A 24,452-nucleotide genomic window follows, 5' to 3' on the forward strand; every position below is an offset into this window, starting at 1 on the left:
CGTCGCGCGCCGCCAACCACCGCATGCGAGCCCGCAATCCTGGGCATACGGCACCAATGGCCCGCGTCCGCACCCGAGCCCGAAGCCAACCCCAAGCCCAAGCCCAAGCCCACAACCAAACCCGAACCCGAACCCGCAGCCAAACCCGGCCCCGCAGCCGCCTGCCAGTCCTGGAACTCGTCCCCGACGCACACCGGCCGCCCGCCTGGAGCCGCGTCCTCGGCCTGGCCGCCGTCGTCCTCACCGGTGCCTGGCTCGGCCTGCTGATCGTCGGGAACGTCCGTACCCAGGTCGGCCCGATGGACACGACGATGACGCTGCGCCCGTCCCTCACCGGCGGCACGAAGATCAACGTCTCCCCCCTGGGCGCCCTCTACCTGGACACCCACACCGGTCCCGTCCGCCTCGACGTCAACGTGGACCAGCTCGACCCGGTCCGCTCCCAGGCCCTGGTCGACCACCCCGAGCGCCTCTCCGGACTCCAGACCGAGGTCACCCACGACGTCGAGCACGACACCCTCGACCTGGCCGTACGCTCCTGCGTGGCCGTCGTCGCCGGCGCCACCACCCTGGGCCTCGCGGTCTACCGCCGCCCCCGCCGCGCCCTGGCCGCCGGCGGCCTCGCCCTGACCCTGCTCGCCTCCTGCGGCGCGACCGCGTACGCCACCTGGAACCCCGAGTCGGTCCTGGAACCGAGGTTCTCCGGGCTGCTCTCCTCCGCCCCGGCCCTGGTCGGCAACGCCCGCGGCATCGTCACCGAGTTCGACGTCTACCAGAAGGAACTGGCCCGCCTGGTGACGAACGTGACGAAGCTGTACGACGTCACCTCCACGCTCCCCGCCTACTCCCCGGACCCGGCGACCCTCCGTGTCCTGCACGTGTCCGACATCCATCTGAACCCGGCGAGCTGGAAGATCATCGCCTCGCTGGTGGAGCAGTACAAGGTGAACGTGATCGTCGACTCCGGCGACACCATGGACCACGGCACGGCGGCCGAGAACGGCTTCCTGGACCCCGTCGCCGACCTGGGCGCGCCCTACGTCTGGGTGCGGGGCAACCATGACTCCCGCACCACTCAGCGCTACCTCTCCCGCATGAAGAACGTGCACGTCCTGGACGACGGCCGCGCCGAGACGATCGGCGGGCTGCGCTTCGCCGGGATCGGCGACCCCCAGTTCACACCCGACCGCTCGACGGTCCCCGGCGGCGACGAGGCCGAGGAACTGGCCGGGGACCGCCTCGCCACGGCCCTGCGGGAGCAGCGGGCCGCCGGCACCCCGGTGGACGTCGCGATCGTCCACGAGCCGTCGGCGGCCCGGATGACGGACGGCGAGGTGCCCCTGACCCTGGCGGGCCACCTCCACCACGAGCAGACGGAGCTCCTCCCGCACGGCACCCGGCTCCGCGTGGAGGGCTCCACGGGCGGCAGCGGACTCAGGGCCGTCGAGGGCAAGTACCCGGACCCGATCGAGGCCTCGATCCTCTACTTCGACCGGGACAGCCACCGGCTCCAGGCCTGGGACGAGATCAAACTGGGCGGTCTCGGCGAGACGACGGCCGAGGTCAGCCGCCACCTTCCGGCAAAAGAGCAGCCCTGAGCCCCCGCAGCTATTCGGTTTGGCCCAGATCCCGACGTCGTAGTACAGTCACGTCGTGCCCAAGGGCGCCGGTCAGGGCTTGACCGTCCCGAACCTCGACAAGCGGTGAAGGAGAAGCGGAACCTCTCAGGGGAAGCGGAGTCACATGCTTCTCACGTCCCCTGGACGCGAAGACGAAGCAGAGCAGCACCTGGTAGTACGCCCTCATCGTCTAGCGGCCCAGGACGCCGCCCTTTCAAGGCGGTAGCACGGGTTCGAATCCCGTTGGGGGCACGCAAGATCGTGTGCAACACTGTTGCACACACAGCTTGGTCCTGTGGAGCAGTTTGGAGTGCTCGCCACCCTGTCAAGGTGGAGGCCGCGGGTTCAAATCCCGTCAGGACCGCTGAGGTTTCACGTGAAACCTCGTGGCTGGGTAGCTCAGTTGGTACGAGCGATCGCCTGAAAAGCGATAGGTCGCCGGTTCGACCCCGGCCCCAGCCACCACAGACAGCCCCTCCGGGATTCCGGAGGGGCTGTTCTCATTCCGCGCCCGGCCCCCCGCACTTCTTCCACTCCCGTTGCATCAGCTCCAGCTTTTCGTAGAAGTCGGGGTCCTCGGCGATCGTCCCCGATGTGAAGGGGATGGGCAGCAGGAACGACCTGCCATCGGTCCGGGTGACTCCGATCTGAGTGATGGACCCGTTGCGCCCACGGCCCGCGAGCGCGTGGATGCTCTCGATGTCCCGCCAGCCCACGCGCCGGCGTCCGGTCATCCCGCGAGTGCGCAGGCCCTCCGCGTCGATGCGTGTCCAGCCCGTCGGCATCCCCGCCAGTGGCACGAACAGCACGGTCGGTATCAGCCCGAACATGAGCCAGAGGCCCACGGCGGAGCCGGTCTGACCGTCGGCCAGGTATCTGGCCGCACGCACACACACCGCCCCGGCCCACCCCGCCATCCCCAACGCGAACGCCCACATCACCAAGCGCTGCCTGCGCGTGTACCGAAAGACCGTCTCGCCCATCCGTGCAGTCTGGCAGCGGTCCGCCGACGGACTCCGTTTTGATCAAGATGAGGGCGGAGTATGGCGTTCCTTTGAAGTCGGGCTGCGACCATGACGACTGCATGACAACGCTGAGCTGAATCATCTCCTCCGGCGTTCCTGTGACCACACCCGCGAACGCTCCGTGGAGACCTCATGCACAGATCCCGTCCCGCCGTCGGCCTGTCCCTCGCCGTGATCGTCATGGCGGGGGTGATGAGCGGCTGGGGGACCGGACGGGCCGCGGCCGATCCCGGGCCGGACAGGACGCTGTACGTGGAGGCCTACAGCCCGGTATGCAATGACAGCGGTACGGGGACGGAGAGCCGGCCCTTCTGCACCGTGCAGGCCGCCGCGGACGTGGTCGAGCCGGGGGACACGGTCCGGATCCTGGGGGACTACTCCCTGTCTCCGCACCCGGAAGCGGTGGCCCTCACCCGGTCGGGGACCAGCGACAAGCCGATCACGTTCAGCGGAGCGCCCCTCCCCTCGAGCCGTCTGAAGACGGTGCTCGCCACTCCCGCCTCCGCACCGGCGCTGACGCTGAAGGGCGTGCACGACGTGCGGGTCGAGGCGCTGACCTTCACCGACGAGCACCACTCGGACGTGGTGGCGGTGACCGGGTCCGACCACGTGACCCTTGACCAGCTGACGGTCGACAACGCCGCCCCGACGGTCCCCGTCACCGGGACGGCGATCGGCGTGGACGGCACTTCCTCCGACGTGACCGTGTCACGGAACACGATCAACCCCAGCACCGCGTACGGCGTGCGGGTGGCGCCGGGAGCGGCCAGGGTCACCGTGACGACCAACATGATCCTCAGCCAGCAGCAGGCCGGCATCGCCGTGTCGGGGGCGGCCGACACCGACGTGACCAGCAACACGGTCTTCGCGCCCTGTGCCGCCGGAGTCTCGCTCGACGGCGGGAGCTCCGGGGTGGTGGAGAACAACGTGGCCATCACCAACGGCTCGATGCAGACCAGCGCCTGCGCGGCGCCGACCGCTCCGCTCTACGCGGTGTCGGCCGACTCCACGGGCCAGGTCACCGCCGACTACAACGTGGCGGCGCACTCGGCGTCCACTTCCGCCCCCGCCCGCACCGAGTACTCCTGGGCCGGCACCTCCTACGCCACCAGCGGGGCGTTCCGGGACGCGACCGGCCAGGGCACGCACGACATCGACGGGATCAACGGGTACCCGACGACGCCGTCCGAGCACTCCCCCCTGATCGACTCGGCCGACGCCACCGCGCCCGGCGAACTCGCCACCGACGCCCAGGGGCGACCACGCGTCGACGACCTGCTGGTCGACAACACCGGCGACGGCACCGGCCACCCCGACCGCGGCGCCCTGGAACGGCAGGACACCCTCACCATCGCCGCCGGGGACGTTCCGACGCCCCCGAAGGGGCTCGCGCCGCTCGGCATCTCCATGAAGACGGACGCCACCAGCTCCTGGGGCGCGCCGCTCACCTACTCGATCGACTTCGGCGACGGCAGCGACCCGGCCACCGGCACCCCCGGCACCCCGGCCGCACACACCTACACCACGCCGGGGCTGTACACGACGCGCCTCACCTTCACCGAACCGGACGGAACGAGCGCCGAGAAGTCGTACGCCGGGGTGGCGGCAGGTACGGCCACCCCGCCCGGCACCGCCCTGTCCGTCGCCCCGGACACCGCGAGCGGGCAGGTCGACCCCGGGCTCGCGCGGTTCACCGTGCCGGCACCGGCCGACTCGTGGGAGGTCGGGTACCGAACCCTGACCTACGGCGACGGCACACAGGACAACCTGGCCGCCGGCGCCCAGCAGCCCACCCACCAGTACCCGGCCCCCGGCACCTACACCGCCACCCTGACCCAGACCGACCTGCTCGGCCGGACCACCACCGCCACCGCCGTCTTCCACGCCGCCGACGCCTTCGTCGCCATGACCCCGCAGTACGACACCGAGAAGACGGTCGCCGCGCACGGCGTCCTGAGGCTCTCGGCGGCCACGCTGCGGGCCGATTCGAACGGCGTCGACGCGGTGCAGCTCCAGCTCGTCACCAGCAACGCGAAGGCGAGCGGCGCGCTCACCCTCTATCCCCACGGCACCACCCGCCCAGGCACCGCCGACACCGCCTTCGAGCCGGGCCGGACGGTCACCGCCGAGACGACGGTGCAGGTCACCCCGACCGGTTCGGTCGACCTCTACAACGGCAGCTCCGGCGCGGTGACGGTCAACGTCGCCACGGTCGGCCTCCAGTCCCACGCCCAGTACGCCGACACGTACCACCCGGCCGCTCCGGCCCGCCTGCTCGACACCCGCACCGGCACCGGCGGCGTGCACAGCCCGGTCGCCGGCGGTCACTCGGTCACCCTGTCCGTCGGCGGCACCCACGGCGTCCCGGCGGCCGCGGACGCCGTGGTCCTCGACGTCACGGCCACCACCACCAAGGCGGCCGGCGACCTCACCGTCGCCACGCACAGCACCAACGACTCGATCGTGAGCGGCCCCCACTGGCTCACCGGCCAGACCGCCACCACCCAGGTCGTGATCCCCGTGTACGACGGCAAGGTCGTCCTGCGCAACGAGAGCAAGGCGTCGGCGAACCTCGTCGCGGACCTCGTCGGCTGGTACGGCACCACCGCGAACGGCTCGGAGTTCCTGCCCGCCACCCCGGCCCGCAAGACCGTCAGGATCGCCGCCCGCGCCACCCTCAAGCTCAAGGTCACCGGCGCCCACGGCGTCCCCGCGACCGGGGTCACCGCCGCCGACCTGAACCTGACCGTGCCCTCCCCGTCCGGCAGCGGCTACCTCGTCGCCTACGCCGACGGCACCGCCCGCCCCGGCGTCTACTCGCTGAGCTTCACCAAGGGGCACACCGCGGCCGGCCGCGCGCTGGTCAGGGTCGGCACCGACGGCGAGGTCGACCTCTACAACGCCGCCACCGTCCCGGTGAACGTGTACGCCGACCTGGTGGGCGACTACGACGTCTTCCCCGCCGCGTCCTGAATCTCCTTGGCGGCGTGACCCGCCGCCGCTAGGTTCTGGCGGGTCAACACGTCATCAGGGTGGGGAAGATGAGCCGGGATCAGGACATGCAGCTGGAGAAGGAACGTGCGCGATACGGCCTTCTCGCCGTCGTCGTCAGCAACCTCGCGATCGCCGCGGTCGCGGTCTTCGGTGTCTGGCGGCTCAACGGCAACGAGTCCGTGATCATCGGCGTCCTGACCGCCGCCTTCACGGCGGTCAGCAGCATGACCACGGCCTACCTGGGGATCAAGGCCGTGTCCAACACGGCGAAGTCCATGGCCGCGGCCTCCTCCGCCACCCCACCCGCCCAAACCCCCGCCGCTCCCGCCCAGCGAACCCCGTAGAGGCTTTCGGCTCACCGGCGCTGCCAGGGGACGCCGCCGGCGCCGGCCCGCGGCCGCCTCTGGGCACCTCCGGGGCGGCCCTGCCGGGAGGGCGCCGCCCGCGCCGGCCCGCGCCCGCCTTTCGGCACCTCCAGGACTCCTCCGGGGGCAAGGCTGGGAAGCGTCTCTTCATGGGCGCGGGACCGTATTCGACGTGCGGCCGCCGCCGCGTGGGCACGACCGGCACCCCTTCCCCCCGACTCCGCCCGCACCCGAACCACTGCGTCGGCCGGGTGCGGCGCCATCGTGGCTGGTCGCGCAGTTCCTCCCCCAGCCTTCGGCCGGGGGTACCCCCAGCGCCCCTGACGGGGCGCTCCACCACCGCCCGCACCCCCATAGCCCCCTGGCCGAACCGCCGGAGGCAAAAGCGTTCGCCATGAATTTCCCCGAGGTGAGATCCTGGACCGCGTATGTCTACGCACCCCGCCCCCGCCCTCGGCCCCCTCGCCCCTCGCCTGACCGAGCTCTCACTGCGCGACGCGCACCGGCTCGGGCGCAGGCTGGAAGGCGCGCGCAAGATCCGTAAGCCGGAAGCCCGGGCCGCCGTCCTCGCCGAGATCGAGGCCGAGGTGGCCAGGGCCGAGGAACGGATGGCCGGCCGCCGCGCCGTCGTACCCGCCGTGTCGTACCCCGAGCAGCTGCCGGTCAGCCAGAAGAAGGACCAGATCGCGGAGGCGATACGCGACCACCAGGTCGTGATCGTCGCCGGTGAGACCGGCTCCGGGAAGACCACCCAGATCCCGAAGATCTGCCTGGAGCTCGGGCGGGGGGTGCGCGGCATGATCGGGCACACCCAGCCGCGCCGGATCGCCGCCCGGACCGTCGCCGAGCGGGTGGCGGAGGAACTGCGGACGCCGCTCGGGGAGTCCGTCGGCTGGAAGGTCCGCTTCACCGACCAGGTGAACCCCGACGCCACCTTCATCAAGCTGATGACGGACGGCATCCTGCTCGCCGAGATCCAGACCGACCGCGAGCTGCGCGCCTACGACACGATCATCATCGACGAGGCCCACGAACGGTCCCTCAACATCGACTTCCTGCTCGGCTATCTGGCGCAGCTGCTGCCGCGCCGGCCCGACCTCAAGGTCGTCATCACCTCCGCGACCATCGACCCCGAGCGGTTCTCCCGGCACTTCGGCGACGCCCCGGTCATCGAGGTGAGCGGCCGGACCTACCCGGTCGAGGTGCGTTACCGGCCGCTCCTCGAAGAGGACACCGAGGACGCCGACCGGGACCAGATCACCGCCATCTGCGACGCGGTGGAGGAGCTCCAGGGCGAAGGGCGGGGCGACATCCTCGTCTTCCTCTCGGGAGAGCGGGAGATCCGGGACACCGCCGACGCGCTCACCAAGAAGAACTACCGGTTCACCGAGGTCCTCCCCCTCTACGCCCGGCTCTCGCACGCCGAGCAGCACCGGGTCTTCCAGCCGCACACCGGTCGCCGGATCGTGCTGGCGACCAACGTCGCCGAGACCTCCCTCACCGTCCCGGGCATCAAGTACGTCATCGACCCCGGCTTCGCCCGTATCTCCCGCTACAGCCACCGCACCAAGGTGCAGCGGCTGCCCATCGAGGCGATCAGCCAGGCCAGCGCGAACCAGCGCAAGGGCCGCTGCGGCCGTACGTCCGACGGCATCTGCATCCGGCTGTACAGCGAGGACGACTTCGTCTCCCGGCCCGAGTTCACGGACGCGGAGATCCTCCGTACCAACCTGGCGAGTGTCATCCTGCAGATGACCGCGGCCGGCCTCGGGGACATCGAGAAGTTCCCGTTCATCGACCCGCCGGACCACCGCAACATCCGGGACGGTGTGCAGCTGCTCCAGGAGCTGGGCGCGATCGACCCGGCCGAGAAGGACCCGCGCAGGCGGCTCACCGAGACCGGCCGCAAGCTGGCCCAGCTGCCCGTCGACCCGCGGCTCGCCCGCATGGTGCTGGAGGCCGACAAGAACGGCTGTGTCCGCGAGGTCATGGTCATCGCCGCCGCGCTCTCCATCCAGGACCCCCGCGAACGCCCGGCCGAGAAGCAGACCCAGGCCGACCAGCAGCACGCCCGTTTCCGCGACGAGACCAGCGACTTCCTCGCCTTCCTCAACCTGTGGAAGTACGTCAGGGAGCAGCAGCGCGAGCGCGGCTCGTCGTCCTTCCGGCGCATGTGCAAGCAGGAGTTCCTGAACTTCCTGCGCATCCGTGAGTGGCAGGACATCTACCTGCAGCTGCGTACGGTCGCCAAGCAGATGGACATCCACCTCAACGAGGAGGACGCCCCCGGCGACCGCGTGCACGTCTCCCTGCTCGCCGGCCTCCTGTCCCACATCGGCATGAAGGACGTGAAGAACGCCGCAGGGGAGAACGGGAAGACCACGGCGAAGAACGAGTACCTGGGGGCGCGGAACGCCAAGTTCGCGCTCTTCCCGGGTTCCGCGCTGTTCAGGAAGCCTCCCCGGTTCGTGATGTCGGCGGAGCTGGTGGAGACCTCACGGCTCTGGGCCCGGGTCAACGCGAAGATCGAGCCGGAGTGGGTCGAGCCGCTCGCCGGGCACCTCCTCAAGCGGACGTACAGCGAACCGCACTGGGAGAAGGACCAGGCGGCGGTGATGGCGTTCGAGAAGGTCACGCTGTACGGCCTGCCGATCGTCGCCGACCGGAAGGTGAACTACGGCCGGATCGACCCGGAGACCAGCCGCGAGCTTTTCATTCGCAACGCACTGGTGGAGGGCGACTGGCGCACCCACCACAAGTTCTTCGCCGACAACCGCAAGCTGCTGAGCGAGGTCGAGGAACTCGAACACCGCGCCCGGCGCCGGGACATCGTCGTCGACGACGACACGCTCTTCGACTTCTACGACCAGCGGGTGCCCGAGCACGTCGTGTCCGGCGCGCACTTCGACTCCTGGTGGAAGCGGAAGCGGCACGAGCAGCCGGAGTTCCTGGACTTCGAACGGGAGATGCTGATCCGGGAGTCGGCGGAGGCGGTCACCAAGACCGACTACCCGGATTCCTGGCGGCAGGGACAGCTGAAGTTCCAGGTGACCTACCAGTTCGAACCGGGGGCGGACGCCGACGGTGTGACCGTCCACATCCCGCTGCAGGTCCTCAACCAGGTCAAGGACGAGGGCTTCGACTGGCAGATCCCGGGCCTGCGGGAAGAGGTGGTCACGGAGTTGATCCGCACCCTCCCGAAGCCGATCCGCCGCAACTACGTGCCGGCGCCGAACTTCGCGAAGCGCTTCCTGGACTCCGCGGTCCCCCTGCAGGAGCCGCTCACCACCACCATGGCGCGTGAGCTCAAGCGGATGGTCGGGGTGCCCTTCGAGGCCGAGGACTTCGACTGGGCGAAGGTCCCGGACCACCTGAAGATCACCTTCCGGATCGTCGACGAACGGCGCCGCAAGCTGGCCGAGGACAAGGATCTGGAGGCGCTGAAGCTGCGGCTGAAGCCGAAGGCGCGCCAGGCCCTCTCCCAGGCCGCCGCGGCCACCGCGGAGCGCCAGGGCGGCGAGTCCCTGGAGCGCGCGGGGCTGACCGACTGGACGATCGGAACCCTCACCCGCGTCTTCGAGACGCGCCGGGCGGGCCAGCCGGTCAAGGCGTACCCGGCCCTGGTCGACGACGGCGACACGGTCTCGGTCCGTCTCTTCGACACCGAGGAGGAGCAGACCGCGGCCATGTGGAAGGGCACGCGCCGGCTCATCCTCCGCAACATCCCGGTGAACCCGGCCAAGTTCGCGTCGGAGAAGCTGACGAACGCCCAGAAGCTCGCGCTGTCGGCGAACCCCCACGGCACGATCCAGGCCCTGTTCGACGACTGCGCGATGGCCGCGGCCGACAAGCTGATCGCGGACTTCGGCGGGCCGGCGTGGGACGAGGAGTCGTACCGGAAGCTGTTCGACAAGGTCCGCTCCGAGATCGTCGACACGACGGTCCGTACGGTCGCCCAGGTGCAGCAGGTCCTCGCGGCCTGGCAGGCCTGTGAGCGCCGTCTGAAGGGCGTCCGGAGCCCCGCGCTGCTGGCCAACCTGACGGACGTCCGCAAGCAGCTGGACGCCCTCGTGAAGCCGGGCTTCGTGACGTGGGCCGGTATACGCCGGCTCCCCGACCTGATGCGCTACCTGGTGGCGGCGGACCGTCGCCTCCAGCAGATGCCGACGAACGTCCAGCGGGACACCACCCGCATGGAGAAGGTCCACGAGATGCAGGACGAGTACGCCTGGCTCCTGGAGCAGCTCCCGAAGGGCCGGCCGGTGCCGCAGCAGGTCCTGGACATCCGCTGGATGCTGGAGGAGCTCAGGGTCAGCTACTTCGCGCACGCGCTGGGCACGGCCTACCCGATCTCCGACAAGCGGATCGTGAAGGCAATCGACGCGGCGGTCCAGTAACCGACCGGGCACGCTGGGTGAGTTCGACCAGCCCCCTCCCCCTCCTGTACAGTCCTTCTCGCGGCACAGCGCAGAGGAAGTGCCGCGAAACCTGGTCCTGTGGAGCAGTTTGGAGTGCTCGCCACCCTGTCAAGGTGGAGGCCGCGGGTTCAAATCCCGTCAGGACCGCACAAAGCCGAGGCCCGTATCCCCAGCAGGGGAAGCGGGCCTTTCGCATGCCCCCGCCCGGCAGGCTGCCGAGGCAGGAGCGGGGCCGGAGGCAGTGAGTCCCGGCAGCGCGTTCTTCCCCGCCACGACGGCGGAGACCGGCGGCGCCCGAACCGGCCGCAGCCAGGGGGTTGGGCACCGTCGCGGCGGAGCAAGGCGGCGAACGAAGAGCCAAGCGGCAGCCGAGACGCGAACGATGCCGGGCGCAGTGAGCCGCCGCGGCGCGAAGCGTGCGCGGCGCGAAGCGTGCGCGGCGGAGGAAGAAGCAGCCGTAGGCCGCCGGATCAGCGGGCCGCCGGACCAGCGGGCGGCCGGGCGGGCCGGACTCACAGCCCAACAGGCGGGCCGAACAGGCGTACAGGCCGCACGCGAGGGCGGCAGGGCGAGCCAGGCGGGTGAACCGACAGGCCGAGCCGGACAGAGCGAGCCGACAGGGGCCGGTTCACGCGGTCGGCGGGTCGGGGCTCTTGACGGGGTCACATTCAGTGGTTACCCAGAAGGGAGGGCTCGGTTTTCTCGGCTTCCTGCGGGAGGTGGCGTATGGCGGCTTCGGTACGGCACGAAACGCGGGCATTGCTGAGGGCCCACCTGGCGGCCGCCTCGTCGTACCGGCATCTGACCCGGCACTGTCCGGTCTGCCACCGCCTGCTGCGGCTGGCCATGGACTCCGCCCCGTGCCCCCCGGAGACCCCCGAGGACGCCGTGGAGGACGAAGGCTCCGTGGGGGTGTGACCGACGCCGGCAAGGGCAGCCGGGTCAACGGCCTTTGCTGTGGGGCCGGTTCCTCGCGGGACTCCTCTAGCGCACCCTGCGGAGTACAAACAACCCATGCGGTATGTGACGGGTGTCACCGCATGAGTTTCCGAAAGGGCAGCACTTACCCCCTTCCTACAACTGGTCAATTTAATATGTGCAATTGCACCACCCTGTGGACCTCGCCCCGGACTGGGCTCCGGTGCCCGCACAGCGGATCCGACAGCGGTCCCCAGACTCCGACAAGGCTGCTCACAGCGGCGCCGGTCAGGGGCGCCCAAGACCCCATGGACACACAAAAAAGATCGCGCTGGACCCGGCGGAGTCCAGCGCGATCTACGACGCACCCTGTGTCGCTTGCCTGAAAAGTTCTTGTCGGCCTGGGCGTGGGTCCTGTTGGGGCAGGTCCCGCGTCGCTTGGAGCTAGGGTTTCGGGCGCCTCGACCAGTGGGGGACCGGTCGGTTTGCCCGCTATTCAGTTGGTCAGGCTTCGCTGCGCTGCTGAGGGATGCCCGCCAGCAAGGCGCGCACCTCAGCCTCGCGGTAGCGGCGGTGCCCGCCGAGCGTGCGGATCGATGTGAGCTTGCCGGCCTTCGCCCACCGCGTGACCGTCTTGGGGTCGACGCGGAACATCGTGGCGACCTCAGCCGGGGTCAGCAGCGGCTCGGCATCAGGGGTGCGAGCGGTCATGAGCGGCCTCCTCGGGAGAACCGAACCTTCTCGGTTCTTTCCTCTAAATTCTGCACCTTGACCCGCGTTGCCCGAAATGGCGGACGCGAGTCGAGTCGGTTATAGGACGAACGGCTTGTCCTCGGCACTACAACTACACCATCCGTCCAGCCGCGTCGGCCAAACCGATGGAATTGCCCTCCCAGGTAGGCATCAGCCGCGGAAGCCGATGGACCATGCCATAGCGGACAGTCACGCCTCTGTGACGATCAGTCACAGGACGATCAGGAGTCACCAGACCCCCCAAAGCACGTAATGCTGAGAATCCGCCCACAGTGCACCACACTTGGACGGATGGAGCCTTCCCCGGACTCCTTGTCCTATTTTGGCACGAGGAGTGGCAAGAGGCGCAAGAGCCGTGTAAGTGCTGTCCGTCACCCTTGCCGCAAAAGCCCGGATCGGGATCCAACGTCCTGTGCGTTCACTGAAGTGCCGTCAAGGTACGTTGTTTCATGGCTTCTGGGCCGTGACCTACATCACTCACACCACACACGTCACGCGGGTGTCATCCGGCTGTAAACAGCATCGAACACCCCGTCACCCAGTACGGAGCGGGAAGCATCCGCGCTCAGACCGGCACTCAGTTCGCCGAACGGAGGTCCCGTACCGCCCGCCACCGCTCCACCAGCCGCCCGTACGCCTCCCCGGCCGCGGCCCCGTCGCCCTGGCGCAGCGCCTCGATGCCGGCCGCCACGTCGGCCGCCGAATGGTCGTCCTCCAGGGCCCCGGCCGGCACGGTGTGCACGAGACCGCCGTAGTCCAGCTCCACCAGCGAGCGCGGGTGGAACTCCTCCAGCCAGCGCCCGACGTCCAGCAGGCCGTCGATCAGGGGCCCTTCCTCCATGGTGTCCTTGAGCGTGCGCAGCGCCCGCGCCACCCGGCGCCGGGCCTGCACCATCGGGGTGCGGTAGCGCAGCATCGGCGGGATCTCCCCGGAGCCCTTCTCGAACCGGCGCTCCTCGTCGGAGACCAGCACGAACCAGTTCAGCGGCACCTGCCAGGTCGCGGTGCGGATCCAGGGCCGGCAGTCGGGATTGCGGGCCAGCCAGCGCTCGTAGTCCATCGCGGCCTGCCGGCGCACGACCGGCGGCAGCATCGCGTCCACGACCGGCTTCGGCAGCTCCTCGGGAAGCTCCTGCAGGGCCTGCCAGCCGCGCAGCCGGGTCCGCCACGGGCAGACGCAGACGACGCCGTCGACCTCCAGGACGAAGGCGTCGGCACTCTCCTGCACCGGCACCGGGATCGGCGGGGTGGGCACCAAGTCGGCCAGGGAGCGGCGGAGTTCGTCCTGATAGGAGGGACGCTCCGGACGGCGGGCGTAGCGCGCCCAGTGGTCGCGCTCCCGTTCCGGGAAGGCGGCCAGCGGCTCGTACACACGCAGGTACGTCGCGTAGGGGACGACCACCGAGGACACCTTGGGCACGCCTGCTCCCTCCCCATCGGACCGGGCTCGAAACCAGCGCGGCCCACGCCGGGGCCGGCCGGGCCCGGCCGCGGAAACCACAGCAAATCGTCCCACGCGCATACGTGCGCTCACGGCACGGGAGAGTGATCCTGAACACTGCGCGGACGGTGTGCGGGCAATGGCTCTACGCTCATGCCACGGCCCCGCCACCCTTACGGGAGCCCCCGCTTCCACCGCCGCACACACGCGACACACGCGACACAACCGGGAGTCACCACAGTGACCGACGTTTCCACCGGCGTCCTGCACACCCTGTTCCACTCCGACCAGGGCGGCCACGAGCAGGTCGTGCTCTGTCAGGACCGCGCGAGCGGCCTCAAGGCCGTCATCGCCATCCACTCCACCGCGCTGGGCCCCGCCCTCGGCGGCACCCGCTTCTACCCGTACGCCAACGAGGCCGAGGCCGTCGCCGACGCCCTCAACCTCGCGCGCGGGATGTCGTACAAGAACGCCATGGCCGGGCTCGACCACGGCGGCGGCAAGGCCGTGATCATCGGAGACCCGGACCGGGACAAGACCGAGGAGCTGCTGCTCGCCTACGGGCGGTTCGTGGCCTCGCTCGGCGGCCGGTACGTCACCGCCTGCGACGTCGGCACGTACGTCGCCGACATGGACGTGGTCGCCCGGGAGTGCCGCTGGACCACCGGCCGCTCCCCCGAGAACGGCGGCGCCGGCGACTCCTCCGTGCTCACCGCGTACGGCGTCTACCAGGGCATGCGGGCCAGCGCCCAGCACCTGTGGGGCGACCCCTCGCTACGCGGTCGCAGCGTCGGCGTCGCGGGCGTCGGCAAGGTCGGCCACCACCTGGTCGAGCACCTCCTGAACGAGGGCGCCCGGGTGGTCGTCACGGACGTGCGCGGGGAGGCCGTCGGCCGGATCTCCGACCGCCACCCCGAGGTCCGGGTGGCCGCCGACACCGACGCCCTGATCCGTGTCGAGGGCCTCGACATCTACGCCCCCTGCGCGCTCGGCGGCGCCCTCAGCGACGAATCCGTGCCGGTGCTGACCGCCAAGGTGGTGTGCGGCGCGGCCAACAACCAGCTCGCCCACCCGGGTGTCGAGAAGGACCTGGCGGACCGCGGGATCCTCTACGCGCCGGACTACGTGGTGAACGCCGGCGGGGTCATCCAGGTCGCCGACGAGCTGCACGGGTTCGACTTCGACCGGTGCAAGGCGAAGGCGGCGAAGATCTTCGACACCACGCTGGCCATATTCGCACGTGCGAAGGATGACGGGATCCCCCCGGCCGCGGCGGCCGACCGGATCGCCGAACAGCGGATGCACGAAGCGGCAACGGCGGCCGGCCGCTGATCGAGGACCGGGTTTCCGGGCGGATTTCCGGTACCTGCCGGCGGACAGTTGGAGAGAACTCTCACGTTCGTCGGCGGGTCGCCCGCCAGGAAGTGGTTAAAATCGTGGTTGACCAGCGAGGACGGGGCACCTTGAGGGTCATGGAGTCAGGCGCGTGGTGCGGGCGACGTACCGTATGGGCGCGGGCTCAGGTACCGTGGAAGCCCTACGGACCGGTCTCTCCGAGGAGAGCCCGTTCCGGATCATGAACGCGTGTCAGACTCTGGGGCCGTCGAGCCCCATCACCGAGGGGGTCGAGCCATGGGGCGCGGCCGGGCCAAGGCCAAGCAGACGAAGGTCGCCCGCCAGCTGAAGTACAACAGCGGTGGGACTGACCTGTCACGTCTGGCCAGCGAGCTGGGCGCATCGACTTCGAGTCAGCCGCCGAATGGCGAGCCGTTCGAGGACGACGACGAGGATGACGACCCGTACGCCCAGTACGCGGATCTCTACAACGACGACGATGAGGACGAGGACGAGGACGACCAGTCCGGTCCGCACTCCCAGCATCGTCGCGGTGCTTGACTTCAGCGGCTGCTGAGCCGCTTCACTTGCCCGGTCCGGGATTCTCATGCCGGACCGGGTTTTGTGCTGGCCTCCTGGGTTCCGCCCCGGACCCCCTTCCTGGGACTCCCCCGGAGGCGGAGTCCCAGGTGCTCTCAGGGGCTGGGTCTATGCGTGGTCGCCCACCAGTTCCGCGCCGGTGGTGTGGCCGCCGCGCTCGGTGATCTCGCCGGCGACCCATGCCTCGACCCCGCGGTCGGCCAGTGTGGTCAGCGCCACGTCCACCGATTCCTGCGGGACGATCGCGATCATGCCGACGCCCATGTTGAGCGTCTTCTCCAGTTCGAGCCGCTCGACGTCGCCGGTGCGGCCGACCAGGTCGAAGATCGGGCCGGGCGTCCAGGTGGCACGGTCGACGGTCGCGTGCAGGTGGTCCGGGATCACCCGGGCCAGGTTCGCGGCGAGTCCGCCGCCGGTGATGTGGCTGAACGCGTGGACCTCCGCGGTACGCGTCAGGGCCAGGCAGTCCAGCGAGTAGATCCTGGTCGGCTCCAGAAGTTCCTCGCCGAGGGTGCGGCCCAAGTCCTCGATCCGGGCGTCGAGCGCGAGGCCCGCCTGGTTCAGCAGCACGTGCCGGACCAGGGAGTACCCGTTCGAGTGAAGCCCGGAGGACGCCATGGCGATCACCGCGTCACCCGTACGGATACGATCCGCGCCGAGCAGCCGGTCGGCCTCCACCACACCCGTACCGGCGCCGGCCACGTCGAAGTCGTCCACGCCGAGCAGACCCGGGTGCTCGGCCGTCTCACCGCCCACCAGGGCGCAGCCGGCCAGTACACAGCCCTCGGCGATGCCCTTGACGATGGCGGCGACCCGCTCGGGGTGCACCTTGCCGACGCAGATGTAGTCGGTCATGAACAGCGGCTCGGCGCCGCACACCACGATGTCGTCCATGACCATGGCGACCAGGTCGTGGCCGATGGTGTCGTACACACCCAGCTGCCGGGCGATGTCGACCTTCGTGCCCACGCCGTCCGTCGCGGACGCCAGCAGCGGGCGCTCGTAGTTCTTGAGCGCGGAGGCGTCGAAGAGACCGGCGAAGCCGCCGAGGCCGCCGAGGACCTCGGGGCGCTGCGTCTTCTTCACCCACTCCTTCATCAGCTCGACGGCGCGGTCGCCCGCCTCGATGTCGACACCGGCGGCCGCGTAGGAGGCACCGGAGGAACTACCCGTCGACGGAGTCGACTGATCGGACACAGCAGACATTGCCTGGGATCTTTCGGTTGATGACGGGGCTTACGGGCGACGGATCGCGTCGGCCGCGGCCGTGGCTGCCGGACCGGCCGCCAGCTCGGTCTCCAGGAGCTGCTTGCCGAGCAGCTCGGGGTCCGGGAGCTCCATCGGGTACTCGCCGTCGAAGCAGGCGCGGCAGAGGTTCGGCTTGGCGATGGTGGTCGCCTCGATCATGCCGTCGATGGAGATGTACGCCAGGGAGTCGGCGCCGAGCGAGGTGCCGATCTCCTCGATGGTCATGCCGTTGGCGATGAGCTCGGCGCGGGTGGCGAAATCGATGCCGAAGAAGCACGGCCACTTCACGGGCGGCGAGGAGATCCGGATGTGGACCTCGGCCGCGCCCGCTTCCCGGAGCATCCGCACGAGGGCCCGCTGGGTGTTGCCGCGCACGATCGAGTCGTCGACGACGACCAGGCGCTTGCCCTTGATGACTTCCTTCAGCGGGTTCAGCTTCAGACGGATGCCGAGCTGCCGGATGGTCTGCGAGGGCTGGATGAAGGTCCGGCCGACGTAGGCGTTCTTGACCAGGCCGTTGCCGAAGGGGATGCCGGAGGCTTCCGCGTAGCCGATGGCGGCGGGGGTGCCGGACTCCGGGGTCGCTATCACCATGTCGGCGTCGGCCGGGGCTTCCTTGGCGAGCATCCGGCCCATCTCCACGCGGGAGAGGTAGACGTTCCGCCCGGCGATGTCGGTGTCCGGGCGGGCCAGGTACACGTACTCGAAGACGCAGCCCTTGGGCTTCGCGGCAGCGAATCGTGAGGAGCGCAGACCGTTCTCGTCGATGGCGACGAACTCGCCAGGCTCGATCTCGCGGACGTAGCTGGCGCCGCAGATGTCGAGCGCGGCGGACTCGGAGGCGACGACCCAGCCGCGCTCCAGCCGGCCGAGGACCAGCGGGCGGATGCCCTGCGGGTCGCGGGCGGCGTAGAGGGTGTGCTCGTCCATGAAGACGAGGGAGAAGGCGCCGCGCACCTTCGGGAGGACCGCGTGCGCGGCCTCCTCGATGGTCAGCGGCTTGCCGTCCGCGTCGACCTGGGCCGCGAGGAGGGCGGTGAGCAGGTCGGTGTCGTTGGTGGCCGCGACCCGGGTGGACCGGCCGTTGTTGTCCTTCGGGAGTTCGGCGACCATCTCGGCGAGCTGCGCCGTGTTGACCAGGTTGCCGTTGTGGCCGAGCGCGATCGAGCCGTGCGCGGTGGCGCGGAACGTCGGCTGGGCGTTCTCCCACACGGAGGCCCCGGTGGTCGAGTAGCGGGCGTGACCGACCGCGATGTGACCCTGGAGCGAGCCGAGAGAGGTCTCGTCGAAGACCTGGGAGACAAGTCCCATGTCCTTGAAGACGAGGATCTGGGAGCCGTTGCTGACCGCGATACCCGCGGACTCCTGGCCCCGATGCTGGAGGGCGTACAGCCCGAAGTACGTGAGCTTGGCGACCTCTTCACCGGGAGCCCAGACACCGAAGACGCCGCAAGCGTCCTGGGGGCCCTTCTCGCCGGGGAGCAGATCGTGATTGAGGAGACCGTCACCACGTGGCACGGTACCGAGTGTAGGCGAGGTCGACCACTGGTCCGAATTGGGGATACCCGGCCGTAATGGATCTACGACGGCGGACCCGCTGGTGGCTTTCTCCGTCTCCGCAGGTCAGCCCGGTGAGAGGTTCCTCCAGGCGGCGCCGGTTCGCGCGGACCGGGGCCCGCGCAACCCCCTGACACCGTATCTCTGAGTGAGGTGTCGCACATCATTCGGGGACCGCCGGGCGGGCCGCACGGACGTCACGGTCATGTCCTGGACAGCTGGACGCGGTCGCCGCCGGCCGTGGTGAGGGTGAGTTTCCGGTCCTCGCCCTTCATGGTCAGCGGTCCGGCGGTGAGTGTGCGGGCGAGGGCGCGCTCGAAGGCCATCCTGGCGCTGTCGCAGGCCATCCGGGTGGTGCGGGTGTGACTCAGCCGGATCCGGTCGTCCGTGATCTGGACCGTGGCGCTGAACTGGTTGCACCCGAGGCTGCCGGCCGCCCGCCCGTCCTCGATCTTCACATGGGCGTGCGCCGGGGCGCGCTGGGTGGTGCCGTCGACGGTCACGCTGTCGACGGTCCAGTCGATCCCGGTCACCGGCGGTCGGCTCTCCACGGATCCACCTCTCTCACTGCCACAGGCCGTCGCGAGCGGAACGAGCAGGGCCGCGGCCGCCGCCGTCAGGGTCATACGGCGCATGCGCCGTTTCCACCCGTACATACCGGTTCGACGGACCGCACGGGGTGATCGGTTCCCTCATCGCATGACGGGCAGGTACGCCCCGAGGTCCGCCCGCTCCCCACTCGCGCTGACCCTGGCGTCCGCCACGGCCTCCTGCCACGCCAGCCGCCCGGTGGCCAGCCGGATCCAGGTCAGCGGGTCGGCCTCGACGACGTTCGGCGGGGTCCCCCGGGTGTGCCGGGGCCCTTCGACGCACTGCACCACCGCGTACGGCGGCACCCGCACCTCGGTGGAGCCGCCGGGCGCCTTGACCGCGAGCGCGTCGGCGAGCAGCCGGGTGCAGGCGGCGAGTGCCTGCCGGTCGTAGGGGATGCCGAGTCCCGGGACCGCCGCGTTGAGGTCGTCGGTGTGCACGACCAGCTCCACGGCCCGGGTGACGAGGTAGTCGTCGAGGGAGAGCGCGCCGGCGTTGGTGGCGAGCAGCCGGGTGCCGGGGTGCGCGGCGAGCAGCGCGCGGAGGCCTGTGTCGGCGTCGGCGAGGTAGGCGCCGAGGTCGGCGTGGCCGGCGGCGAGGCGCTGGGTGAAGTCGGCGATGGCGGTGGCGTTGCCGGAGGTCCCGAACGGCCAGTCGAGGAGGACCGCGTCGGCCTTGGCCGGCTCGGGCAGCTCCAGGGCCCGGTGGACGGCGGTGAGCGCCATGCCGATGTGGGCGACGAGCTCCCGCACGGTCCACCCCGACAGCCGGGTGGGGAGCGCGAGCTGCTCGGGGGTGAGGGCGGGGACGGCGTCCCGCACGTTCGAGAACTGGGCGAGGACCGCTGCGCGGGTTCTGGCCGGGTCGTAACTGCGGGCGCGCTTCTTGGCCTGGGGCATGGCGGTGAGCCTATTCATCGTCGTTCATGAGCGCAGTTTCACTGCGAGCGAGTAGAAGCGGGTGATCTGGGTTTCGCTGTCGTTGTCGTCGGACACCAGGTAGAGCGGGTGCCAGCCCTTGTACGTGCCGGATTTCCAGGGGGCGCCGATTGCCATGCCCTCCACGTTGTCGAGGAGCGGGTGCTGGGGGGTCGAGGCCGGGACGGCGACCGCGCCGGGGCCGCCCGCGGGGCAGGTCGCCATGTCGACGACCAGTTCGTCGGTGGCGAAGATCTTGGCGGACTGATGCCACAGGGAGTTCAGCTTGGTGACGTCCTGGGCGTGGGTGAGGGAGAGCTGTGCGATCCGGATCTCCGAGCCGAGACCGGCGGTGTACTGGCGTTCGAGGGCCAGAAGGCCGCCGTTGTCGTCGATGGCCGTCAGCTCGGACAGGTACATGCCGTCTTCGGCGAGGAACGCGTACTGCCCGTCCGGGGTGTAGGCGCCGCCGGGTGTTCCCGTGTAGCGCTGGATGCGGATGATGCCCCGGCCCCGGGTGTCGCCGTCGTCGGCCAGGGGCCCCTCCCAGCCGGCGTAGAGGTGACGGCCGTCCGGGGTGACGGCGAGGGACTCGATGCTGCGGCCGGTCTGCGCGGAACCCTCGGGGGCGTAGCGCAGCTTCTTCGGGATGGGGAAGTCCTTGCCCACCTGGTGGCCGGTGGCGATGTCGAAGCGGCGGATGGCCGGGCCGGTCTCCGAAGAGATCAGCATGGTCTTGCCGCCCTTCTCGATGACCATGCCCTCACCGTCGTACCAGTCGCCGTCGATCGGGAACTTCGTCCCGTCCGCACGGCGCAGCGGCACGGCCGTGCCTGCGCGGAGAGCGAGCTTGAACGGCGACCCGAGGGTGACGGGCCAGACCCGGCCCGGGGCGTTGTCGGCGAGCGCGAGCGCCTCGACCTCCTTGCCCTGGGACACGAGGGCCAGGGCGGACAGGCCGTAGATGTCCTCGTACTTGACGTTCTGCTTGTTCAACGCGTCGGAGTGATCGAGCAGCACGGCGCGGGGTGCCGCGGGGTCGTCCGCTGAGGGAGCCGCGCAGGGGCCGGCGGCGGCGGCCGGATGGGTGTCGTGCCACCAGTGGACGAGGGGCGGGATACCCAGACCGAGGGCGACGCCGAGGGCGCCCGCGGTCACGGAGAGAACGGGGGTGCGCAGGCGCTGCCAGCGCGTGGGAGGGGGCGGAGGGACCTGTGGGGGCCACCGGGGCTCTTTGGCGGCGTTGTGGACGAAGTCGAGGCCGCCGACACCGTTGTGGTCCTCGTCCTGCGGTTCCTGCGGGACCTCGGGCTTGAGAGCGTGGATACGTCTCCTGGCCTCCAGGAAGAGGTCGCGCAGGCCGAGCATCTCCGGGCCGTCCGGCAGTCCCTGGCGCATGACGTCGACGAGGGCGCCGGTGAACAGGGTGCAGCGCTTGGGGTCGGGGGCGTGGGAGGGGCGGTCACGCGGGGCGGAGGTCATGACGTACGCCCCCTCGACGTCCCGCAGCGTCGACACGGCCACCTGGACGTCCTGGCCGTGGCCGTCCGTCATCTCTGTCAGCACGTGGCCGCTGAAGCAGCAGTCGAGAATCAGGACCCGGCGCAGGGCGGAACCCGTGTCGCGGATGGCGCGGCGGACGTCGCCGGAGCGGACACAGGTGTCCGGCTGGTCCTCGACCGAGTCCGGCAGAGTGAGCAGCAGCTGCCGTTCGTGGCGGTCGATGAGCCCGTGACCGGCGTAGTAGACGATCAGCGTGTCCTCGGCGAGCGCGGCCGCCTCGCGGATCGGGCCGACCAGCTCGGCCGGGGAGGCGGGGTTGGCGACCGTCCGGATTCGCTTCCGCTCGTCGTCGGGGATGCCCCAGATATCCGGGTCGGTGAGCGCGGCGCGCAGCTCCTTGAGGTTGAGACGGACGCTGCGCAGCGGATCCAGGCGGCTGTAGTCGTCCACGCCGATCAGGACGCAGGCGGAGCGCTCCGGGTCGATCCGGCCGAAACTCTCGACGGCGGACGTCCGCGTGCTGTCCGTCACCGCGGCTCCCCGTCCGCGTCGTCGGCCGCGTCGTCGGCCGCGTCGTCGGCTTCCGCGAACCTGCGCATCAGCTCCGCCACCTGGTCGGGATCCCCGGTGATCTCGACGCTGACCCGGCTGCGGGGCCGGTGGCTCCGCAGCCAGGCCAGATACGACAGGTGGAGCTGGCCCACGCTGCTCACGGTGGACAGCACCGCGAGAACGGCGTCCAGGCCGGGGCCCATCCGGCCCGCGCCCGCCCCGGCCTCCGCCACCCGGGTCACCCGGACCTGGCCTCGCAAGGCGCGGTCGGCCGCCAACCAGTCGTACAGGGACAGCAGTTCTTCCTCGCGCGCGGATCCCGCCGCTTCGAACCTGATCTCCATCCGGCTGCTCCCCCAGCTCGCTCACGGATGCGCCCGCCCTCCAACTACCCCATGGACATCGGCAGTTGGCAAGTCACTTTTCCGGAGGGTAGCGGTGACACGACTGCCCCCGAAGAGCTGACTCCACTCCTTCACCGCATATCCCCGCAAGCCCTTCCCGACCAGGCCGAAGGCGGCGCCGGCCCGTTCCGGCGCACCGGCGGCGACGGCCTCGGTGTCCTCGATGTTCTCGCCCTCGGCGAGTCGGCGGTGGCGCAAGTAAGGGCGACACACCGAAAGCCTCCTTGTCAGTCTGGGTTGACAACCTCGATCCGTCAATCCAGACTGACAGACATGGAAGCACAAGAGCTCTCGGAGCGCCTCAGGTCGCACGACCCCGCGGTGGGACTGCGGGCCGTGGGTGCCCTGCACCGACTGGCCGAGCAGGTCGAGGCGGCAGCGGTCGTGCGCGCCCGCGAACAGGGCTGGTCCTGGGAGCAGATCGGGGACGCCCTCGGCGTCTCCCGGCAGTCCGTCCACGCCAAGTACGGGAAGTGAGACGACCATGTTCGAACAATTTGCGGCAGAGGCCCGGGCGACCGTCGCGTCGGCGCTCGAAGAGACCAAGCTGCGCGGCGACCGCCGCATCGGTACCGAGCACCTCCTGCTGGGAGTGCTGCACGATCCGGGCGCGGTCCGGGCCCTCGGTACCGACCTGGAGACCGCACGAGCCGCCCTCGACGCCCTGGACCGGTCCGCGCTGGCCGTGGTCGGCATCGACGTACGAGGGATCGAGCGGGCACCGATTCCCGCGTCACGCAAGCGCACACCCCTCACATCGGGCGCCCGCGCCGTGCTCCCCCACGCCCTGGCCGAGACGAGGAAGGCCGGCAGTCGCCGCATCACACCGGAACACCTGCTGCTGGCCCTGCTCGACTGCCGGCGGCCGGATCCCGTGGCGGAACTGCTGACAGAGCTCGGCATCGACCGCACGGCCGTCCGCGCCCGCATCCGGCAGACGGAGCGCTGAGGCGTCGGGCCCTCAGCGTCGGTCAGGGGCGAGGTCGGAAGCCGGGGTGATCACCCAGTGGTTGCTGTGGATGACCCGGTCGGCGAAGTCGACGTCGACCTCGCCGAGAAGGCGGAAGCCGAGGGAGCGGCAGATGCCGTTGGAGGGGCCGTTGACCGTCGCCGGGAAGGCATGGATGTCGCCCCAGCGGTCCTCGTCCCGGGCCTGTTCGAGAAGCGCGCGGGTGGCGAGCTTGCCGAGCCCGCGCCCCTGGAACTCGGGCAGCACCATCCACCCGATCTCCGAGACCGGCTCCCCGCCCTCGTCGTGCGCCCAGACGCACACACCCCCCGCGACGACCTCGGGAGCGCCCGGATCAGGGACGATCATCTTGATCCAGGAGGTACCGGCCGCCGCCTCCTCGGCATCCCGGCGCACCTTGTCCTCCATCCCGTCCCTCGGCAACGGCCCGCCGAGGTCCCTCATCATCACGGGGTCGCAGCGCATGCGGACATAGGCGGCCACATCGTCCGGGGTGACGTCACGCAAGTGCATGTCAAAAGGATGCGGTGTCCGGCTCGAACCCGAAAGGTTCCGGCCCCTTGATCAATCCCACGGGTGGTCCTCCGTGTCGTCGTGAGTGACCGTGATGATCGCGACGGCCGGTGGGTGCGGCTGCGGTGCGTACACGTACGCCACGGCGAGCCCAGGCATGGCTTCGCGGGGTTCGAGACGATCGCCTCCGCCGCTCCCGAGACCGTCACGTTGGAGTTCGCAGGCGGACGGATCGAAGTCAGGACGGCGGCGGACGGAGATCACGACACCGTCGTGACCTGGCTGGCCCGGCGCTGCATGCAGGCCAGGCCCGACCTGGACCTCTACCAGGGCCGAGGACTCCGGGTCGAGGCCTACCGAGAAGGCAGGGCGAAGCCCGATGCCGTGCTCGCGCCCGAGGCGCACTTCGCAGGGCACGGCGAGTGGGCCGACCCGGACGGCGCACTCATGGTCGTCGAGGTCACCTCGTACGACTCGGACACCGACAAGCGGGACCGGCACGAGAAGCCGACCGCGTACGGTCAGGTCGGAATCCCGCTGTATCTCCTGATCGACCGGGACTCCTGCACGGTCACGGTGCACAGCAATCCGGACCGGCAGGTCGGCGGCTATCGCGATGTCCACACCTCGAAGTTCGGCGAGAAGGTGTGCGTCCCCGAGCCGATGAGCATCGAGTTGGACACGGAGATCCTCAAGAACTACGTGCGGTGAACCGCGAAGACCCCGCCC

The 24,452-nt window shown here is 70.2% G+C and carries 20 protein-coding genes and 4 tRNA genes; 14 read left to right on the forward strand and 10 right to left on the reverse strand.

The annotated features are described in order from the left end of the window. Positions 1-56 precede the first annotated feature (56 nt). The 4 genes from LQ326_RS21295 to LQ326_RS21310 all read left to right on the forward strand — a co-directional run bounded on the left by LQ326_RS21295 (position 57) and on the right by LQ326_RS21310 (position 2,084). Positions 57-1,598: a metallophosphoesterase family protein gene (locus LQ326_RS21295; protein ID WP_372496909.1), complete on the forward strand. Its 1,542-nt coding sequence runs from the start codon at positions 57-59 to the stop codon at positions 1,596-1,598. A gap of 200 nt (positions 1,599-1,798) precedes the next feature. After that, positions 1,799-1,871 (forward strand) — tRNA-Glu (locus tag LQ326_RS21300). A 37-nt stretch (positions 1,872-1,908) separates the two neighbouring features. Then, positions 1,909-1,983 (forward strand) — tRNA-Asp (locus tag LQ326_RS21305). 24 nt (positions 1,984-2,007) lie between these two features. Then, positions 2,008-2,084, forward strand: a tRNA-Phe gene (locus tag LQ326_RS21310). Between the two features lie 35 nt (positions 2,085-2,119). Here the strand turns inward: LQ326_RS21310 and LQ326_RS21315 are convergent. Further along, complete coding sequence (locus LQ326_RS21315; RefSeq protein ID WP_234538876.1) at positions 2,120-2,602, reverse strand: PH domain-containing protein; 483 nt, start codon at positions 2,600-2,602, stop codon at positions 2,120-2,122. Positions 2,603-2,776: 174 nt separating this feature from the next. Here LQ326_RS21315 and LQ326_RS21320 point away from each other — a divergent pair, with 174 nt between their 5' ends. From LQ326_RS21320 to LQ326_RS21340, 5 genes are all read left to right on the forward strand, one after another. Then, positions 2,777-5,617: a PKD domain-containing protein gene (locus LQ326_RS21320; RefSeq protein ID WP_234538877.1), complete on the forward strand. Its 2,841-nt coding sequence runs from the start codon at positions 2,777-2,779 to the stop codon at positions 5,615-5,617. 68 nt (positions 5,618-5,685) lie between these two features. Beyond that, positions 5,686-5,982 carry a hypothetical protein gene (locus LQ326_RS21325; RefSeq protein ID WP_234538878.1) on the forward strand — a complete coding sequence of 99 codons (297 nt, stop codon included), beginning with the start codon at positions 5,686-5,688 and terminating at the stop codon, positions 5,980-5,982. 449 nt (positions 5,983-6,431) lie between these two features. Further along, positions 6,432-10,400 (forward strand): ATP-dependent RNA helicase HrpA, encoded by a 3,969-nt coding sequence (gene hrpA, locus LQ326_RS21330; RefSeq protein WP_234538879.1) that lies wholly within the window; start codon positions 6,432-6,434, stop codon positions 10,398-10,400. Between the two features lie 93 nt (positions 10,401-10,493). Further along, positions 10,494-10,568 (forward strand) — tRNA-Asp (locus LQ326_RS21335). Between the two features lie 579 nt (positions 10,569-11,147). Further along, a complete protein-coding gene (locus LQ326_RS21340; protein ID WP_234538880.1) occupies positions 11,148-11,339 on the forward strand; it encodes a DUF6274 family protein in 192 nt (63 codons plus the stop codon). A 504-nt stretch (positions 11,340-11,843) separates the two neighbouring features. On the opposite strand, the gene bldC is transcribed toward LQ326_RS21340, so the two are convergent. Both bldC and LQ326_RS21350 read right to left on the reverse strand, forming a co-directional pair. Then, positions 11,844-12,050 (reverse strand): developmental transcriptional regulator BldC, encoded by a 207-nt coding sequence (bldC, locus tag LQ326_RS21345; protein ID WP_003949541.1) that lies wholly within the window; start codon positions 12,048-12,050, stop codon positions 11,844-11,846. Between the two features lie 619 nt (positions 12,051-12,669). Then, positions 12,670-13,512: a DUF8083 family protein gene (locus LQ326_RS21350; RefSeq protein ID WP_234538881.1), complete on the reverse strand. Its 843-nt coding sequence runs from the start codon at positions 13,510-13,512 to the stop codon at positions 12,670-12,672. Positions 13,513-13,773: 261 nt separating this feature from the next. Here LQ326_RS21350 and LQ326_RS21355 point away from each other — a divergent pair, with 261 nt between their 5' ends. Beyond that, a complete protein-coding gene (locus LQ326_RS21355; RefSeq protein ID WP_234538882.1) occupies positions 13,774-14,865 on the forward strand; it encodes a Leu/Phe/Val dehydrogenase in 1,092 nt (363 codons plus the stop codon). Between the two features lie 300 nt (positions 14,866-15,165). Further along, complete coding sequence (locus tag LQ326_RS21360; RefSeq protein WP_046733692.1) at positions 15,166-15,429, forward strand: DUF3073 domain-containing protein; 264 nt, start codon at positions 15,166-15,168, stop codon at positions 15,427-15,429. A 147-nt stretch (positions 15,430-15,576) separates the two neighbouring features. On the opposite strand, the gene purM is transcribed toward LQ326_RS21360, so the two are convergent. From purM to LQ326_RS21390, 6 genes are all read right to left on the reverse strand, one after another. Then, the gene (gene purM / locus LQ326_RS21365) at positions 15,577-16,674 is read right to left on the reverse strand and encodes a phosphoribosylformylglycinamidine cyclo-ligase (RefSeq protein WP_234538883.1); all 1,098 of its coding nucleotides are present in this window, start codon (positions 16,672-16,674) and stop codon (positions 15,577-15,579) included. A 30-nt stretch (positions 16,675-16,704) separates the two neighbouring features. Further along, positions 16,705-18,234: an amidophosphoribosyltransferase gene (purF, locus tag LQ326_RS21370; protein ID WP_234538884.1), complete on the reverse strand. Its 1,530-nt coding sequence runs from the start codon at positions 18,232-18,234 to the stop codon at positions 16,705-16,707. Between the two features lie 242 nt (positions 18,235-18,476). Further along, positions 18,477-18,908, reverse strand: coding sequence for an META domain-containing protein (locus tag LQ326_RS21375; RefSeq protein WP_234538885.1), 432 nt, complete (start codon positions 18,906-18,908; stop codon positions 18,477-18,479). A 57-nt stretch (positions 18,909-18,965) separates the two neighbouring features. Beyond that, positions 18,966-19,763 (reverse strand): maleylpyruvate isomerase family mycothiol-dependent enzyme, encoded by a 798-nt coding sequence (locus LQ326_RS21380; RefSeq protein WP_234538886.1) that lies wholly within the window; start codon positions 19,761-19,763, stop codon positions 18,966-18,968. Positions 19,764-19,787: 24 nt separating this feature from the next. Next, entirely contained in the window at positions 19,788-21,815 is a 2,028-nt protein-coding gene (locus tag LQ326_RS21385) for a caspase, EACC1-associated type (RefSeq protein WP_234538888.1), read from the reverse strand. Further along, positions 21,812-22,180, reverse strand: a complete 369-nt coding sequence (locus LQ326_RS21390; RefSeq protein ID WP_234538890.1) for an effector-associated constant component EACC1 — start codon at positions 22,178-22,180, stop codon at positions 21,812-21,814. The genes LQ326_RS21385 and LQ326_RS21390 overlap by 4 nt, the downstream gene beginning before the upstream one ends. Before the next feature lie 333 nt (positions 22,181-22,513). Here LQ326_RS21390 and LQ326_RS21395 point away from each other — a divergent pair, with 333 nt between their 5' ends. Beyond that, a complete protein-coding gene (locus tag LQ326_RS21395; protein ID WP_181803533.1) occupies positions 22,514-22,717 on the forward strand; it encodes a helix-turn-helix domain-containing protein in 204 nt (67 codons plus the stop codon). A 7-nt stretch (positions 22,718-22,724) separates the two neighbouring features. After that, positions 22,725-23,189: a Clp protease N-terminal domain-containing protein gene (locus LQ326_RS21400; RefSeq protein ID WP_234538891.1), complete on the forward strand. Its 465-nt coding sequence runs from the start codon at positions 22,725-22,727 to the stop codon at positions 23,187-23,189. 12 nt (positions 23,190-23,201) lie between these two features. Here LQ326_RS21400 and LQ326_RS21405 read toward each other — a convergent pair whose 3' ends face one another. Then, complete coding sequence (locus LQ326_RS21405) at positions 23,202-23,723, reverse strand: GNAT family N-acetyltransferase (RefSeq protein ID WP_234538892.1); 522 nt, start codon at positions 23,721-23,723, stop codon at positions 23,202-23,204. A 120-nt stretch (positions 23,724-23,843) separates the two neighbouring features. Between LQ326_RS21405 and LQ326_RS21410 the strand changes: the two genes are divergently transcribed. After that, positions 23,844-24,434 carry a Uma2 family endonuclease gene (locus LQ326_RS21410; RefSeq protein ID WP_234539025.1) on the forward strand — a complete coding sequence of 197 codons (591 nt, stop codon included), beginning with the start codon at positions 23,844-23,846 and terminating at the stop codon, positions 24,432-24,434. Positions 24,435-24,452 lie beyond the last annotated feature (18 nt).

Origin of the sequence: Streptomyces shenzhenensis, assembly GCF_021462265.1 — a bacterium.
Taxonomy (GTDB): Bacteria; Actinomycetota; Actinomycetes; order Streptomycetales; family Streptomycetaceae; genus Streptomyces; species Streptomyces shenzhenensis.

What these genes read in the sequence shown, in the direction of transcription:
- LQ326_RS21295 (WP_372496909.1), top strand. Translation starts at nt 57, where the DNA reads ATGGCCCGCGTCCGCACCCGAGCCCGAAGCCAACCCCAAGCCCAAGCC.
- LQ326_RS21315 (WP_234538876.1), bottom strand. Translation starts at nt 2,602, where the DNA reads ATGGGCGAGACGGTCTTTCGGTACACGCGCAGGCAGCGCTTGGTGATG.
- LQ326_RS21320 (WP_234538877.1), top strand. Translation starts at nt 2,777, where the DNA reads ATGCACAGATCCCGTCCCGCCGTCGGCCTGTCCCTCGCCGTGATCGTC.
- LQ326_RS21325 (WP_234538878.1), top strand. Translation starts at nt 5,686, where the DNA reads ATGAGCCGGGATCAGGACATGCAGCTGGAGAAGGAACGTGCGCGATAC.
- hrpA (WP_234538879.1), top strand. Translation starts at nt 6,432, where the DNA reads ATGTCTACGCACCCCGCCCCCGCCCTCGGCCCCCTCGCCCCTCGCCTG.
- LQ326_RS21340 (WP_234538880.1), top strand. Translation starts at nt 11,148, where the DNA reads ATGGCGGCTTCGGTACGGCACGAAACGCGGGCATTGCTGAGGGCCCAC.
- bldC (WP_003949541.1), bottom strand. Translation starts at nt 12,050, where the DNA reads ATGACCGCTCGCACCCCTGATGCCGAGCCGCTGCTGACCCCGGCTGAG.
- LQ326_RS21360 (WP_046733692.1), top strand. Translation starts at nt 15,166, where the DNA reads ATGGGGCGCGGCCGGGCCAAGGCCAAGCAGACGAAGGTCGCCCGCCAG.
- purM (WP_234538883.1), bottom strand. Translation starts at nt 16,674, where the DNA reads ATGTCTGCTGTGTCCGATCAGTCGACTCCGTCGACGGGTAGTTCCTCC.
- LQ326_RS21375 (WP_234538885.1), bottom strand. Translation starts at nt 18,908, where the DNA reads ATGCGCCGTATGACCCTGACGGCGGCGGCCGCGGCCCTGCTCGTTCCG.
- LQ326_RS21380 (WP_234538886.1), bottom strand. Translation starts at nt 19,763, where the DNA reads ATGCCCCAGGCCAAGAAGCGCGCCCGCAGTTACGACCCGGCCAGAACC.
- LQ326_RS21390 (WP_234538890.1), bottom strand. Translation starts at nt 22,180, where the DNA reads ATGGAGATCAGGTTCGAAGCGGCGGGATCCGCGCGCGAGGAAGAACTG.
- LQ326_RS21395 (WP_181803533.1), top strand. Translation starts at nt 22,514, where the DNA reads ATGGAAGCACAAGAGCTCTCGGAGCGCCTCAGGTCGCACGACCCCGCG.
- LQ326_RS21400 (WP_234538891.1), top strand. Translation starts at nt 22,725, where the DNA reads ATGTTCGAACAATTTGCGGCAGAGGCCCGGGCGACCGTCGCGTCGGCG.
- LQ326_RS21405 (WP_234538892.1), bottom strand. Translation starts at nt 23,723, where the DNA reads ATGCACTTGCGTGACGTCACCCCGGACGATGTGGCCGCCTATGTCCGC.